Below are 13,337 nucleotides of genomic sequence, written 5' to 3' on the forward strand. Positions count from 1 at the left end.
GGCCCTTCGTGCGTCCGGTGGCGGTCAGGCGGCGACCAGGCCGCCCAGTTTGCGCAGCGACTCGACGAGTGCCGCGGTCGCCGAGTCCTTGAGTTTGCCCGCCATCAGGGAGACCGCGGCTCCGGTGAACTCTCCGTCGATCCGCACTGTGGTGGCATTGCCGTCGGGTGTCAGTGAGTAGCGCATCGCCAGATTGACGCCCATCGGCCCCTTGCCCCTGGTGGTCAGCAGCCGGGCGGTCTCCAGCTCCGCCACGGTCCAGGTCACCTCGGCGGGAAAGCCCATGAGCTTCATGTTCTCCTCGTAGGTGGCCGCGAGTTCGAGTGTGGCCGGGCCGCCCTTGGGGAAGCTGGTGTGGGTGGCGTTCCACTGGCCGTACGCGGTGAAGTCCGTCAGCTGGGCCCAGACCTTCTCGGCCGGCGCTTCGATACGCGCTTCGGCGCTGACTTCGGCCATGCGACCACCCCTTCTCGTCGGGTTTACGGTGTCGCGGAACGTAGCCGCAGTGGCGAAAACATTCAATACTGATGAACCGTCAGATTTGATCGGTCCGTCCGTCGATCGCCGGCAGGGCGGCCAACCAGCTCATGTCCGTTGCTTCCTTCCGGCCGTCCAGCACGTGGTGCGGCGTGGGGAACGTGTGCGGGACGGCTCGCGGTTGTTCGGACAGCGCAGGGCAAGGCGGCGCGCGCCGTTTCCGGTAGTCGGATCCGCGAATGGCGAGATCTCATCCGTAAGGAGGAGGAACCGCTCTGGTGTCCCCAACTTCGGTGGGATGCGTAAATGGGCCCCTCCGGGGATGCTCGGCCGCCCCGGGACTGATGGGGTGAGAGGTGTGCAAAACCGGACGCCGCGGATTCCTCAGCAGCCCGCACCGAACCGTGCTGAACTCGGAGCCACACTCACCGATGAGCTGGCCACGGTGGTGACGGGTGCCCGCAGGCGCGCCCTGCGCGACGGCGACCGGCAGATCGACACGGCTCATCTGCTGCATTCCCTCATCGAGTCGGATCCCGAGGTCCGCACTGCCTTCGAGGGTGGACCGCAGCTCGCGAAGGTGCTCGGCTACCTCGTGCAGCGCTCCATCGGTTACGGGCTTCGCTGGCAGGGCACCGTGGAGGACTCCGGCGCGGTTCCGGTGGTCACCGGGGTGGTTGCCGAGGCAGGGGACGCGGGGGCGGAGGGCTGGTCGCCCTCGGCTCTGTCGGCGATGGCCGGTGCCAGGGAGCGCGCGGAGCTGCGCGGGGACGTGCGGGCCGGCGGACTCGATCTGCTCGCGGCGCTGGCCGCCGACCCGGAGTGCAGGGCTGTCGAGGTGCTGGAGCGGGCGGGTGTCGATGCGGTGCAGCTCGCCGGTCGGATCGTGAATGTGCCGGGTGGGGACTGACGGTTTCTCGTCGCGCGGGCGCCTCGGCGCGGCGGATGCATGACCGGAGCCGGGTCGACGCCCGCCGCAGCCGCCACGGCCCGGATGGTCGTGCGCTCGAAGCCTCTCTCTGCAACAGCTCCCGGGCGCCGGTGAGGACGCGCGTCTCGGTGGCGGTCGGCGCGCGAGGTGTGAGGGGTGGTCACGACGGTCAGGGGCCAAGGTGGTATCGGAGTGTTACGCGCGACAGTGGTCACCGGGGTGACGCTCATGACGGCAGCTGTCATGATGTGCCGATGCACGCGTCTCAGGGGAGAAGCGCCGGCCTGGGACTAGCCCTGGCCTCGGCGTTCGCATTCGGTGGTTCCGGGGTGGCGGCCAAGCCGCTGATCGAGGCAGGGCTCGACCCGCTCCATGTGGTGTGGCTACGGGTGGCCGGCGCCGCCCTCGTCATGCTTCCCGTGGCGTGGCGCCACCGGGGTCTCGTACGCAGTCGTCCCGTGCTGCTCCTGGGCTTCGGGCTGCTCGCCGTCGCGGGCGTCCAGGCCTGCTATTTCGCTGCGATCTCCCGCATCCCTGTCGGTGTCGCGCTGCTCGTCGAATATCTGGCGCCCGCGCTCGTCCTCGGTTGGGTCCGGTTCGTGCAACGCCGTCCCGTCACCCGGGCCGCCGCGGTCGGCGTCGTTCTCGCGGTCGGCGGTCTCGCCTGCGTGGTCGAGGTGTGGTCCGGGCTGAGCTTCGATGCCGTCGGACTGGTGCTTGCCCTCGGTGCCGCCTGCTGCCAGGTCGGCTACTTCGTCCTCTCCGACCCGGGGAGCGGGGACACGGCGGGCGTCGAGCCTCCGCATCCGGTCGGCGTCATCGCGTACGGACTGCTGATCGGTGCGGCCGTCCTCACGGTGGTGGCGCGGCCCTGGGGGATGGACTGGTCGGTCCTCGGCGGCAGCACCGGCATGAACGGCACGGAGGTTCCCGCCTGGTTGCTGCTCGGCTGGATCGTGCTGCTCGCCACCGTGATCGCCTATGTCACCGGCGTGATCTCAGTGCGGCTGCTGTCTCCCGCGGTGGCGGGTGTCGTCGCCTGTCTGGAGGCGGTCATCGCCACCGTGCTCGCCTGGGTGCTGCTCGGGGAACATCTCGCAGCGCCGCAGCTCATCGGCGGCGCCATGGTGCTGATCGGTGCGTTCATCGCCCAGTCCTCGACGCCCAAGGCCCCCTCCGGGCCCGTCGCGTCGGGGCTGGGCGGGGGTGGCGGCCGGGATGCCGTCGAGGGTGAGTTGTCCGCCCGCGGCGCCGCCACGTAATGTGCCGATCATGCATCTCACCGTGCTTCTGCCGCCTGCCGCCTAGCGCGGGCAGCCACTCCTGACGAAGGCCGGGCTCGGGAAGTCCTCGAGCGGATCGTCGCTGCCCGCGCGCCGAGCCGAGCGACCATCATCTGTCTTCCTCAGGAGAAGTACACGTGTCGAATCCTGCTTCCCGCCTGCCCGTCGGGCGGAGCCTGTTCTATCTGATCGTCGCCGGGGTGGCCTGGGGGACCGCAGGGGCTGCCGCCTCGCTGATCTTCCGGGTCAGCGATCTCGGTCCTCTCGCCCTCTCCTTCTGGCGCTGCGTCGGCGGTCTCGTGCTGCTGCTCGCCGCGCTCGTGCTGCGGCCGCGACGCGCAGCCGTCGCCGCGGAGTCGCGTCGGCGCCGCCTGCTGCGCATCCTCGGAACCGGCGTCGGCCTCACCGTGTTCCAGAGCGCGTACTTCGCGGCCGTCGAGACGACCGGTCTTGCGGTCGGTACCGTCGTGACGCTCGGGGCCGGGCCCGTGCTCATCGCCGTCGGCGCGCGGCTGACCATGGGGGAGCGGCTCGGCGGCGGAGGGCTCGCCGCGGTGCTGGGTGCGCTCGCCGGGCTCGTCGTGCTGGTGCTCGGTGGCGAGGGCGCCGCGGTGCGTCCTGCCGGGGTCGCGCTGGCGCTGCTCTCCGCCTCCGGATACGCCGCCATCACCCTGCTGACCCGGTGGCTCGGCCGCGACGGCGGCGGCTCGGACCCGCTCGCCACCAGCGCGTGGGCCTTCGGGATCGGGGCGCTCGGGCTGCTGCCGATGGCGGCTGCGGAAGGACTTGTGCCGCACACCGCGGACGCCGCCCAGGTGGTGTGGCTGCTGGTGTACGTGGCGGCCGTCCCCACCGCGCTCGCCTACGCGCTCTACTTCGCGGGCGCCGCGGTGGTGCGGGCCGCTACGGTGTCCGTGATCATGCTGCTGGAACCGGTGAGCGCCGCGGTCATTGCCGTCGTCGTGCTCGGGGAGCAGCTCACCGTGGCCACGGTGGTCGGCACGCTGCTGCTTCTCGCGGCGGTGGCGGGGCTCGCCGTCGCCGAGACGCGCAGTGCGGCGAGCACTCGCCGCCGGGCGGCCGTTCCCGCCTGACTGTGCCGGGGGCGGCCACCGGTGGTGGTCGCCCCCAGGGGCATCAGAGAACGGTCAGATAGTCGGGCACGGCGATGGCCGGATCGAGGTCGCCCGACGGCTGCGGCGCACGGTAGCCGCGGGCCAGCGGAACCACGCCCGCCCAGTGCGGCAGCGCGAGATCGTCCGGATCGTCGTTCGGGCCACCGGTGCGCACCTTCGCGGAGACCTCGTCGAGGTCCAGCCGGATCACGGCCGTCGCGGCGAGCTCCTTGGCGTTCGCCGGGCGGGAGTCCGCGGTCCGGCCCGGGACGACGTGGTCGACGATCGCGTCGAGCGCGGTACGCCGCTCCTCCGGATCGCTCACCGTGCGGGCGATGCCGTGCACCACCACGGAGCGGTAGTTGATCGAGTGGTGGAAGGCGGAGCGGGCCAGCACCAGCCCGTCGACATGCGTCACCGTGAGGCAGACGGGCAGGCCGGGATCCGTCTCGCCGGCCTGCCGAAGCGGCCGCGAGCCGGTGGAGCCGTGTACGTACAGCCGCTCGCCGATCCGGCCGAAGAGTGTGGGCAGGACGACCGGTGCGCCGTCGCGGACGAAGCCGAGATGGCAGAGGTAGGCCTCGTCGAGTATCGAGTGGACCAGCTCCCTGTCGTACGAGGCCCGCTCCCGGGAGCGGGTCGGGACGGTCCGCTCGGTCGGTTCGTACGGGGCTGCCGCCTCCGGGCCCGTGGTCTGCGGCGGTGCGGTGTCCGGCATGGCCAACTCCATTGCACTAGTGCATAATAATGTTTGTGCTAGAAGAATATCGGATCGTCGGGCGGCGTGCATCGGAGATTGCCGCGAGTGTCGAGCGAGCGGTCGGGTCGGGCGAGCTCGCGCCCGGGCAAGTGCTGCCACCCATGCGGGAGTTGGCGGCCCGGCTGGAGGTCAACCCGAATACGGTCGCGGCCGCCTACCGCACCCTTCGCGAGCGCGGGGTGATCGAGACGGCCGGTCGCCGGGGAAGTCGGGTGCGTCCGCGCCCCGCCAGTACGGCGCGTGGCTCGCTCCGGGTCGAGGCGCCGCCCGGGGTGCGCGATCTGGGAGAGGGGAACCCTGATCCGGCGTTGCTGCCACCACTGGACGAGGCGTTCGCGGCGGCCACACGGGCGTATGCGGAGCGGCCGGGGATGTACGGAGAAGTGCCGGTGGACCCGGAGTTCGCTGCTCTGGCGCGCGCCGCCCTCGACGCAGACGGGGTGCCGGCCGGGCCCGTGGCCGTCACCTCCGGATCCCTGGACGCGATCGAGCGGGTGCTGGTCGCCCATCTCAAGCCCGGTGACGCGGTCGCCGTCGAGGACCCCGGCTGGGGCTCCCTGCTCGATCTCGTACCGGCGCTGGGTCTGCGTCCCGTGCCGATCCCCGTGGACGACGAGGGGCCACTGCCCGACGCCGTCGACGAGGCGCTGAACGCCGGTGCCCGTGCGCTCGTGGTGACCGACCGTGCGCAGAACCCGACAGGTGCCGCTGTCGGGGCGGCGCGCGCCGCGGACTTGCGCCGCGTTCTCGCCGGTCACCGCGGAGTGCTGCTGATCGAGGACGATCACGGGCACGCCATCGTCGATCTGCCGCTGCACCCGCTGGCGGGTGTCACGGACCGGTGGGCGTTCGTGCGGTCGGTCGCCAAGGCGTACGGGCCCGACCTGCGGGTTGCCGTGCTGACCGGGGACCCGGTCACGGTCGACCGGGTCCTGGGGCGGCAGGGGCTGGGGCCCGGCTGGGTCAGCAGACTGCTGCAGCGGGCGGTGGCGCACCTGCTGACCTCGGGCGCCGTCGACACCGGCGCGGTCGCCCGGTCGTACGGGGAGCGGCGGGACGCGCTCGTCCGGGCGTTGAAGGAGCGCGGTGTCGAGGCGCACGGCCGCAGCGGTATGAATGTGTGGGTGCCGGTGAGCGACGAGACCGGGACCGTCGCCAGGCTGCTGGGCGCGGGCTGGGCGGTGGCGCCCGGGGCGCGGTTCCGGGTCGCCGCACCCCAGGGGGTCCGGCTCACCGTGTCACCGCTCAGCGCGGCCGACATCGAGCCGCTGGCGGATGCGGTGGCGGCAGCGGCCGGACCGCTCCGCCCGTTGAATTACGGCTGAGCCGGGTGGCGCTCGGTGGTCGGGCGGGACGGGGCGAGCGGTCCGGGCTTGGGCTTACGGGCTCTGCTCTGGGTCAGGGCGGCGCCCGCCAGGACGATCAGGGCGCCGACCGGGGTGTTCCAGGTCAGCTGTTCGCCGAGCAGGGCGACCCCGGCCGCGGTGGCGATGACCGGAATGAAGTACGTGACCATCTGTGCGGTCGTCGGTCCGACCTCCTGGACCAGGCCGTACTGCATCAGCACCGCAAGGCCCGTACCGAGCGCCCCCAGTGCGACGACGGCGAGCGTCGGCAGCAGGGGGAAGCCGTCCGGGGCCGACGTGAACAGGGGGGTGACCAGGGCGATCTGCGCGGTGCCGAGGAAGAGCTGGCTGCCGGTCAGGGCGAGGGTGGACGACCCGCTGCCCGCCAGGGTCCTGCGGACGTAGATCCAGCCGACCGGGTAGCTGAGGGAGGCGAGGAGCGCCATCGCCGTCCCGCTGAAGTCCAGCCCGGAGAAGCCCTGCCAGGCGCCCAGCACCGTCAGCACACCGAGGAAGCCGAGGCCGAGTCCCGCCACGCGGCGACGGGTCGGCCGGTCCTCGGACAGCGCGACGAGGGACAGTGCCATGCCCCACAGCGGTGAGGTGGCGTTGCAGATGCCGGCCAGCGTCGACGGGATGGTCAGTTCGGAGTAGGCGAAGAGCGAGAACGGCAGCGCGTTGAGGAAGAACGCGGCGACGGCGAGATGGCCCCAGGTGCGGGCGGTGCGCGGCAGCCGCTCACGGCGCACCATCATGGCGACGGCCAGCACCGCCGTCCCCGACAGCAGTCGGCCGAGCGTCACCTGGAACGGGGCGTACCCCTCGGTGCCGACCTTGATCAGGAGAAAGCTGAAGCCCCAGATGAGCGAGAGCGCCGCGAAGCGGATCCGCCAGTCCAGTGCGGGGCGGCGTGCGGAGGAGGGGGCGGGGACACCGGTCGCCCGGGTGGGGGCGGCGGTCGCGGTGCGGGCGGTCATGAGGGCAACGATGACAACTTCGACCGCGTAGGACAAGTGAGACTTTGTGGGGACCTTCGCGTAGCATTGCTTACATGTTGAACCTGGAGCGTCTGCGCACCCTGGACGCCCTCGCCCGCTTCGGTTCGGTGAGCGGTGCGGCCGAGGGACTGCATGTCACCACATCGGCGGTCTCCCAGCAGCTCGCCAAACTGGAGCGCGAAGTGGGGCAGCAGCTGCTCGCCAGGAACGGCCGCGGGGTCCGGCTCACCGACGCGGGCCAGTTGCTCGCCGATCATGCCGCGAGGATCCTGTCCCAGGTCGAGCTGGCCCAGTCCGACATCGAGGCCCAGCGCGGAGAGGTGGTGGGCGAGATCCGGCTCGGCGCGTTTCCGACCGCCGCGCGCGGACTGTTCCCGGCGACGCTTGCCGCGCTGCGCGCGGACCACCCCGAACTGAAGGTGCGTACCACCGAGTTGGAGCCGGAAGCCGGCATCCGTGCCGTGATGCGGGGCGATATCGATCTGGCGGTGGTGCTCGACTGGAGCAACAAGAGGCTGCCGGTCCCCGGCGGTCTGGCCATGGCCGAACTGCTCGACGACGCACCGGACATCGCGATGCCGGCCGGTCACCCGCTCGCGGACCGGACGGAAGTGGATCTGGAGGACTTCGCCGAAGACGACTGGATCTCCTGGCCGGAGGGCGAGTTCTGCCACGACTGGCTGATGTTCACGCTGCGCTCCAAGGGCATCGAGCCGCGCATCGCTCATCTCGCGGGCGAACACCACACCCAGCTCGCGCTGATCGCCGTCGGCGTGGGCGTCTGCGTGGCGCCCCGGCTGGGGCGGGGGGCGGTGCCGGACGGGGTGCGGCTCGTGCCCGTGCGGCAGAAGATGAGGCGGCACGTCCACGCCGTGTGGCGGGTGGACGCGGACCGCCGCCCGTCGATCAGGGCGGCGGTTGCGGCTCTGCGTGCGGCGGGCCGGGAGTTCGACGCTCCGTTGAACGGGGACGGCGTGGCCTGACTTCGTGACGGTGGGGTGGTGGAATCAGGCCGGGTTTACCAGTTTCCGGAAGTCCCAGGAGGTGATCGCCTCCGGGGTGAGCCGCAGCCACGCGTGCCGCCCGTCGTGCGGCATCACGTCCATCCCGAAGTACTTCGTCGCGAACAGCCGCTCAGGAAAGTCCAGTTCGGGGCATTCGTCGCCGGTACGAGGGGCCTCGCCGACGAAGACTGCCTCGCCCGAGAGCTCGACGCCACGCAGTTCTCCGTACTCCACCCCGTCGTCGACGACCACCGCGATCCTCGGGTCCTGGCGCAGCTGTGACCAGCGCAGAGACCGGGTGATCGAGTACAGCCAGAGCGAGGTGCCGTCCCAGGCGAACCAGAGTGCGCCGATGTGCGGGCGGCCGTCGGCGGAGACGGTGGCGACCCGGCAGGTGCGCTGCTCCGTGAGATACGTGTCGCGTTCCGCGTCCGTCATCATGATCCGACGGCCCCGTCGCTGAATGACGGCCATGGGCGCCCCTTCCGAGTAGCTGACCAAGTGTCAGAAATCATGAATCCTCTTCCCTCCTTGCGCAATGGCCGTTAGCCTCGCGCGCCCGGCTGTCGGCAGAAAGGCCGCCGGCAGACACCAGGGGCCACAGAGAGGGGCCGCCGTGCCGTCCAGGGAACAGCTCGCCGAGCATCTCGACCCGGCCATCACCGCTCTCCTGACGGTCGAGTGCCAGCAGGGGGTCGTGGGCCCCGACAGCGCACTGCCCGAACTCGCCGACGAGGCGCGCGGATCCGGCGCCCTCCGGCATGTCGCCCGGCTGGTCGCAGCCGCCCACGAGGCCGGTGTCCAGGTGCTGCACGCGGTCGCCGAACGGCGCCCGGACGGGCGCGGTGCCAACCGCAACGCCCGCCTCTTCCGGGTCGCCGGGCGCCTGCCCGTGCAGCAGCACTCCGGTACCACGGCGGTCCGGATTGCCGCGCCCATCGAGGTGGCCGACGAGGACATCGTCGTACGCAGGCTGCACGGCCTGTCGCCCATCGCCGGCACCGATGTGGACGCGCTGCTCCGCAATCTCGGCTGCCGAACCCTCGTCGTCGCCGGTGTCTCGGCCAATGTCGCCATTCCCAACGCCGTCTTCGACGCGGTGAATCTCGGGTACACGGCGGTCGTGCCGTCCGACGCCATCGCGGGGGTGCCCGCCGACTACACCCCCGCGATGATCCGTAACACGCTCGCCCTCGTCGCCACCGTCACCACCACGCAGGACGTGCTGGGCTGCTGGCAGAGCCCCCGGAGGGCCGGGTCCCGACCTACGAGGCGAGCGTGATCGAGTCGCCCTCGACCTTGATCGACGCGGCGGGCAGCGGCTCGGTGGCCGGGCCCGCCGACACACTGCCCGTCGCGGCGTCGAACTTGCTGCCGTGACACGGGCAGTTGATCGTGCCGTCCGAGACGCTCGACACCGCGCACCCCTGATGCGTGCACTTCGACGAGAAGGCCTTGAACTCCCCGGCCTTCGGCTGCGTGACGACGACACCCTTGTCGGCGAAGACCTTCCCGCCGCCCTCGGGGATGTCGGCGGTCTTCGCCAGGACGCCCGCAGCACCGCCGGCACCGGCCTGTTCGACGGCATCCGAGCCGTCCGAGTCCTTCGAGCCGCCGCACGCGGTGAGTACGGCGGCCACTCCGACGGCACCGGCGGCTGCGACGACGGTGCGACGCCCGGGACGGACCTCGTGCTCCTGCGATGCGCTCATGCTGGCATTCCCTTCCGCAGTGTTCATGGCTTCGACCAGGGATACGTGTGGTCGATGTCCCATGTTCAACGACCGAGGGATTTCCTCAGGAAGTCCCGCTCCGGGACCAACGGATGGGCCGCAGTCTCCTCCTGGGTGACCAGGCGGGTCGCCCCGGAGAGCGGCAGCACCGTGTGCGGTCGTCCTGCCGCCGGCAGTGCGGCGGAGAGCCGTAGCATGCGGGCGGTCATATGTCTTGCGGGTCAGGACGTGCAGCTTGACGCCGATGAGGGGGCCGGCCGAGGGGTCGAGCGGGCATGTCCCTTATGTTCAGGAGCAGTTCCCGGTCGCCCCATCCGGCCTCTTCGGGTGGGGCTTGCGCCCACCGGCCGACGATGCTCCTCTCCTTCGGGCTGCCGCGGTTCCTGGGCGGATGAGGCGATCGCGGCCCTCTACGCTGGTGGTGGGAGCCCGCCGATGGTTGTGGGGGGCGGGGGCGCCTCTCGGGTGAAACTCCCCAGATTCTCCCCAGGCCTCAGGCTGCTGAGTCAGGGGACGGAGGCGAGGGTCATGTCCCTTTGATGGCAAGGCTGAATGAACGGATAGCCTGGTAAAATGCTCATGGAAGTCACAGCGACCCGCTATGTCACGCCCCTGCGTGAGGGCGGCTCACTCCCCGGGATCGTCGAGGCCGACGATCTCGGTACCTACGTCATGAAGTTCACCGGCGCCGGACAGGGCCGCAAGACCCTCGTCGCGGAGGTCATCTGCGGGGAACTCGGCCGGCGGCTGGGACTGCGGGTCCCGGAGCTCGTCACCATCCAGCTCGACCCGGTCATCGGGCTCGCGGAGCCGGACCAAGAGGTGCAGGAACTGCTCAAGGCGAGCGGCGGGCTGAATCTCGGAATGGACTATCTGCCCGGCTCGATCGGGTTCGATCCGCTCGCCTATCAGGTGGACCCGGCAGAGGCCGGGAAGATCGTGTGGTTCGATGCGTTGATCAACAATGTCGACCGGTCGTGGCGGAACCCCAATATGCTGGTCTGGCACGGGGACGCCTGGCTCATCGATCACGGCGCCACGATGATCTGGCACCACAACTGGCCGGGCGCGCAGGCCTCCGCGGCCAAGCCGTACAACGCCTCCGACCATGTGCTCGCGCCCTTCGGCCCGGACATCGCCGCCGCAGCCGCCGAGCTCGCCCCACTCGTCACCGAGCAGCTGCTGACCGAGGTGACTGCCGAGGTGCCCGACGAATGGCTGGTCGACGAGCCCGGTTTCGACACGACGGATGCGCTGCGCCGCGCCTATGTGGAGCCGCTGCTGGCGCGCGCCGCCACCATCCACGAGCGGATCTCGATGGACGTGCCCATGAGGACGACGCCGTCCCGCGCGCCGGGGTGGCTGACCGATCACCTCACTCCGTGGCCGCATCCCACGAAGAAGGACCGTGCCGAGAAGGCGGCGGCCGGGCGGGCCGACGAGGCGCAGAGCAGCAAGGACGACAGTCAGTGAGCAAGCGTGATGTCTTCGAGTACGCGCTGCTGCGCGTCGTGCCCCGCGTCGAGCGCGGTGAGTGCTTCAACGCGGGCGTGCTGGTGTACTGCCGAGCCAAGTCCTTCGTGGCGGCCCGCACCCATCTCGACGAGAGCAAGCTGAGGGCGCTCGACCCGAACGCCGACGTGGTCGGGGTCCGGGCGGCGCTGCGGGCCGTCGAGGGTGTCTGTGGTGGTGGCGACGCAGCCGGCCAGGCCGCCGGTGACGACGCCGGGCGGCGCTTTCGCTGGCTGATCGCCCCGCGCTCCACGGTGGTCCAGCCGAGCGCCGTGCACAGCGGCCTCACCGCCGATCCGGAGGCCGAGGTCGAGCGGCTGCTCGACCTGCTGGTGCGCTGATCCGGCCACCGTCGGCGCCGCGCGCGGACCCTGCTGTCGCGGCGCCGTCCGGTGTGACATGCACTGCTGCGCCCGTGGGCCGTTGACACCGAGTGCCAGGGCTTCTAGCGTCTCGTCTGCTGAAGGTACTAAGCGGTTGCTCAGCTATCGGGAACTTCCTGACGTCCGCTGAGCCGCGATCCAAGGGCGAGGAGAACCAAGCATGTCCACCACCGAGCAGCGTGTCGCCATCGTGACGGGAGCGGCGCGGGGCATTGGCGCCGCCACCGCGGTACGCCTGGCGGCCGAGGGCCGCGCCGTCGCCGTACTCGACCTCGACGAGGCGGCCTGCAAGGACACCGTCGAGAAGATCACCGCCGCCGGGGGCACCGCCCTCGCCGTCGGCTGCGACGTGTCGGACAGCGCCCAGGTGGAGGCCGCCGTGGCGCGGGTCGTCGCCGAGCTCGGTGCGCCGACGATCCTCGTCAACAACGCGGGCGTGCTCCGCGACAACCTGCTCTTCAAGATGAGCGAGTCCGACTGGGACACCGTGATGAACGTGCACCTGAAGGGCGCGTTCCTGATGGCCAAGGCCGTCCAGAAGCACATGGTGGACGCCAAGTTCGGTCGTATCGTCTCGCTGTCCTCGTCCTCGGCGCTCGGCAACCGCGGTCAGGCGAACTACTCCGCCGTCAAGGCCGGTCTGCAGGGCTTCACCAAGACCCTCGCCAAGGAGCTCGGCAAGTTCGGCATCACCGCCAACGCCGTCGCCCCCGGCTTCATCGTCACCGAGATGACCGCGCAGACCGCGGCCCGGGTCGGCATGGGCTTCGAGGAGTTCCAGGCTGCCGCCGCCACCCAGATCCCCGTGCAGCGCGTCGGCCGCCCGGAGGACATCGCCAACGCCATCGCCTTCTTCACCGGCGACGACGCGGGCTTCGTCTCCGGCCAGGTCATGTACGTCGCCGGCGGACCGCTCAACTGACCCGAAGGGCAGCAGACATCATGACTGTGCAGGACAGCGGAAAGGTCGCGCTCATCACGGGCGCGAGCCGGGGGATCGGTTACGGAATCGCGGAGGCGCTCGTCGCCCGCGGCGACCGGGTGTGCATCACCGGGCGCGGCGAGGACGCCCTCAAGGAGGCCGTCGAGAAGCTGGGCTCCGACCGGGTCATCGCCATCGCGGGCAAGGCGCACGACGAGGCGCACCAGGCGGCGGCGGTCGAGCGCACCATGGAGGCGTTCGGCCGCGTGGACTTCCTGGTCAACAACGCGGGTACGAACCCGGTGTTCGGCCCGATCGCCGAGCTCGACCTCAATGTCGCGCGCAAGGTCTACGAGACCAATGTGATCTCGGCGCTCGGCTTCGCCCAGCAGACGTGGAAGGCCTGGCAGAAGGACAACGGCGGGGCGATCGTCAATATCGCCTCGGTCGCCGGTGTCTCCGCCTCGCCCTTCGTCGGCGCGTACGGCATGAGCAAGGCGGCCATGGTCAATCTGACCCTGCAGCTGGCGCACGAGTTCGCCCCGGTCGTCCGGGTCAACTCGATCGCTCCGGCCGTGGTCAGGACCAAGTTCGCCGCGGCGCTGTACGAGGGGCGCGAGGCGGAGGTGGCAGCCGCCTATCCGCTCGGCCGGCTCGGTGTCCCCGCGGACATCGGCGGAGCCGCCGCGTTCCTCACGTCGAGCCAGTCCGACTGGATCACCGGGCAGACGCTGGTGGTCGACGGAGGCATCTTCCTGAATGCGGGCGTGGGCTGAGCACAGCCTGCTCCGGTTTGGCCCTGATTGACTCAAGTGCCCCGTCGGACCTGCGGATTGACCCGACGGGGCGCTGCGGTATGGTCTGCCGATCCAT

At 70.8% G+C, this 13,337-nt stretch carries 16 protein-coding genes; 10 read left to right on the forward strand and 6 right to left on the reverse strand.

The features are described from left to right. Nucleotides 1-24: 24 nt before the first annotated feature. Nucleotides 25-456, reverse strand: a complete 432-nt coding sequence (locus tag ACFU8W_RS38020) for an SRPBCC family protein (RefSeq protein ID WP_345511857.1) — start codon at nt 454-456, stop codon at nt 25-27. A 379-nt stretch (nt 457-835) separates the two neighbouring features. Between ACFU8W_RS38020 and ACFU8W_RS38025 the strand changes: the two genes are divergently transcribed. From ACFU8W_RS38025 to ACFU8W_RS38035, 3 genes are all read left to right on the forward strand, one after another. Beyond that, nucleotides 836-1,387: a Clp protease N-terminal domain-containing protein gene (locus ACFU8W_RS38025; protein ID WP_384047630.1), complete on the forward strand. Its 552-nt coding sequence runs from the start codon at nt 836-838 to the stop codon at nt 1,385-1,387. 275 nt (nt 1,388-1,662) lie between these two features. Continuing rightward, nucleotides 1,663-2,670, forward strand: a complete 1,008-nt coding sequence (locus ACFU8W_RS38030) for an EamA family transporter (RefSeq protein ID WP_345511855.1) — start codon at nt 1,663-1,665, stop codon at nt 2,668-2,670. A 158-nt stretch (nt 2,671-2,828) separates the two neighbouring features. Continuing rightward, nucleotides 2,829-3,785, forward strand: a complete 957-nt coding sequence (locus ACFU8W_RS38035) for a DMT family transporter (protein WP_384047634.1) — start codon at nt 2,829-2,831, stop codon at nt 3,783-3,785. A gap of 43 nt (nt 3,786-3,828) precedes the next feature. Here ACFU8W_RS38035 and ACFU8W_RS38040 read toward each other — a convergent pair whose 3' ends face one another. Next, complete coding sequence (locus tag ACFU8W_RS38040) at nt 3,829-4,524, reverse strand: pyridoxamine 5'-phosphate oxidase family protein (RefSeq protein WP_384047637.1); 696 nt, start codon at nt 4,522-4,524, stop codon at nt 3,829-3,831. 35 nt (nt 4,525-4,559) lie between these two features. Between ACFU8W_RS38040 and ACFU8W_RS38045 the strand changes: the two genes are divergently transcribed. Beyond that, complete coding sequence (locus tag ACFU8W_RS38045) at nt 4,560-5,891, forward strand: aminotransferase class I/II-fold pyridoxal phosphate-dependent enzyme (RefSeq protein ID WP_384047640.1); 1,332 nt, start codon at nt 4,560-4,562, stop codon at nt 5,889-5,891. Here the strand turns inward: ACFU8W_RS38045 and ACFU8W_RS38050 are convergent. Then, nucleotides 5,882-6,925 carry a DMT family transporter gene (locus tag ACFU8W_RS38050; RefSeq protein ID WP_384047643.1) on the reverse strand — a complete coding sequence of 348 codons (1,044 nt, stop codon included), beginning with the start codon at nt 6,923-6,925 and terminating at the stop codon, nt 5,882-5,884. The two genes, ACFU8W_RS38045 and ACFU8W_RS38050, sit on opposite strands and share 10 nt — an antisense overlap. Nucleotides 6,926-6,963: 38 nt before the next feature. Here ACFU8W_RS38050 and ACFU8W_RS38055 point away from each other — a divergent pair, with 38 nt between their 5' ends. Beyond that, nucleotides 6,964-7,893 carry a LysR family transcriptional regulator gene (locus ACFU8W_RS38055; protein WP_345511848.1) on the forward strand — a complete coding sequence of 310 codons (930 nt, stop codon included), beginning with the start codon at nt 6,964-6,966 and terminating at the stop codon, nt 7,891-7,893. A gap of 24 nt (nt 7,894-7,917) precedes the next feature. Here the strand turns inward: ACFU8W_RS38055 and ACFU8W_RS38060 are convergent, their stop codons facing one another. Further along, complete coding sequence (locus ACFU8W_RS38060) at nt 7,918-8,388, reverse strand: pyridoxamine 5'-phosphate oxidase family protein (protein WP_384047648.1); 471 nt, start codon at nt 8,386-8,388, stop codon at nt 7,918-7,920. 142 nt (nt 8,389-8,530) lie between these two features. On the opposite strand from ACFU8W_RS38060, the gene ACFU8W_RS38065 reads away from it, so the two are divergent. Continuing rightward, nucleotides 8,531-9,196 carry a cysteine hydrolase gene (locus tag ACFU8W_RS38065; RefSeq protein WP_384047651.1) on the forward strand — a complete coding sequence of 222 codons (666 nt, stop codon included), beginning with the start codon at nt 8,531-8,533 and terminating at the stop codon, nt 9,194-9,196. Here ACFU8W_RS38065 and ACFU8W_RS38070 read toward each other — a convergent pair. Together ACFU8W_RS38070 and ACFU8W_RS38075 are read right to left on the reverse strand one after the other, a co-directional pair. Then, complete coding sequence (locus tag ACFU8W_RS38070; RefSeq protein WP_384047654.1) at nt 9,180-9,626, reverse strand: Rieske (2Fe-2S) protein; 447 nt, start codon at nt 9,624-9,626, stop codon at nt 9,180-9,182. The two genes, ACFU8W_RS38065 and ACFU8W_RS38070, sit on opposite strands and share 17 nt — an antisense overlap. A 65-nt stretch (nt 9,627-9,691) precedes the next feature. Further along, complete coding sequence (locus ACFU8W_RS38075) at nt 9,692-9,844, reverse strand: hypothetical protein (protein ID WP_384047656.1); 153 nt, start codon at nt 9,842-9,844, stop codon at nt 9,692-9,694. Between the two features lie 376 nt (nt 9,845-10,220). Between ACFU8W_RS38075 and ACFU8W_RS38080 the strand changes: the two genes are divergently transcribed. From ACFU8W_RS38080 to ACFU8W_RS38095, 4 genes are all read left to right on the forward strand, one after another. Further along, on the forward strand, nt 10,221-11,120 hold the full coding sequence (locus ACFU8W_RS38080; RefSeq protein WP_384047659.1) for a HipA family kinase: 900 nt from the start codon (nt 10,221-10,223) through the stop codon (nt 11,118-11,120). After that, complete coding sequence (locus ACFU8W_RS38085) at nt 11,117-11,500, forward strand: DUF3037 domain-containing protein (RefSeq protein WP_327247546.1); 384 nt, start codon at nt 11,117-11,119, stop codon at nt 11,498-11,500. Before ACFU8W_RS38080 ends, ACFU8W_RS38085 begins: the two co-directional genes overlap by 4 nt. Nucleotides 11,501-11,702: 202 nt before the next feature. After that, on the forward strand, nt 11,703-12,464 hold the full coding sequence (fabG, locus tag ACFU8W_RS38090) for a 3-oxoacyl-ACP reductase FabG (RefSeq protein ID WP_345511842.1): 762 nt from the start codon (nt 11,703-11,705) through the stop codon (nt 12,462-12,464). A gap of 20 nt (nt 12,465-12,484) precedes the next feature. Then, the gene (locus tag ACFU8W_RS38095) at nt 12,485-13,240 is read left to right on the forward strand and encodes an SDR family oxidoreductase (protein ID WP_384047663.1); all 756 of its coding nucleotides are present in this window, start codon (nt 12,485-12,487) and stop codon (nt 13,238-13,240) included. The last annotated feature ends 97 nt before the right edge of the window (nt 13,241-13,337 follow it).

Source organism: Streptomyces sp. NPDC057565, assembly GCF_042801455.1.
Taxonomy (GTDB): domain Bacteria; phylum Actinomycetota; class Actinomycetes; order Streptomycetales; family Streptomycetaceae; genus Streptomyces; species Streptomyces yanii.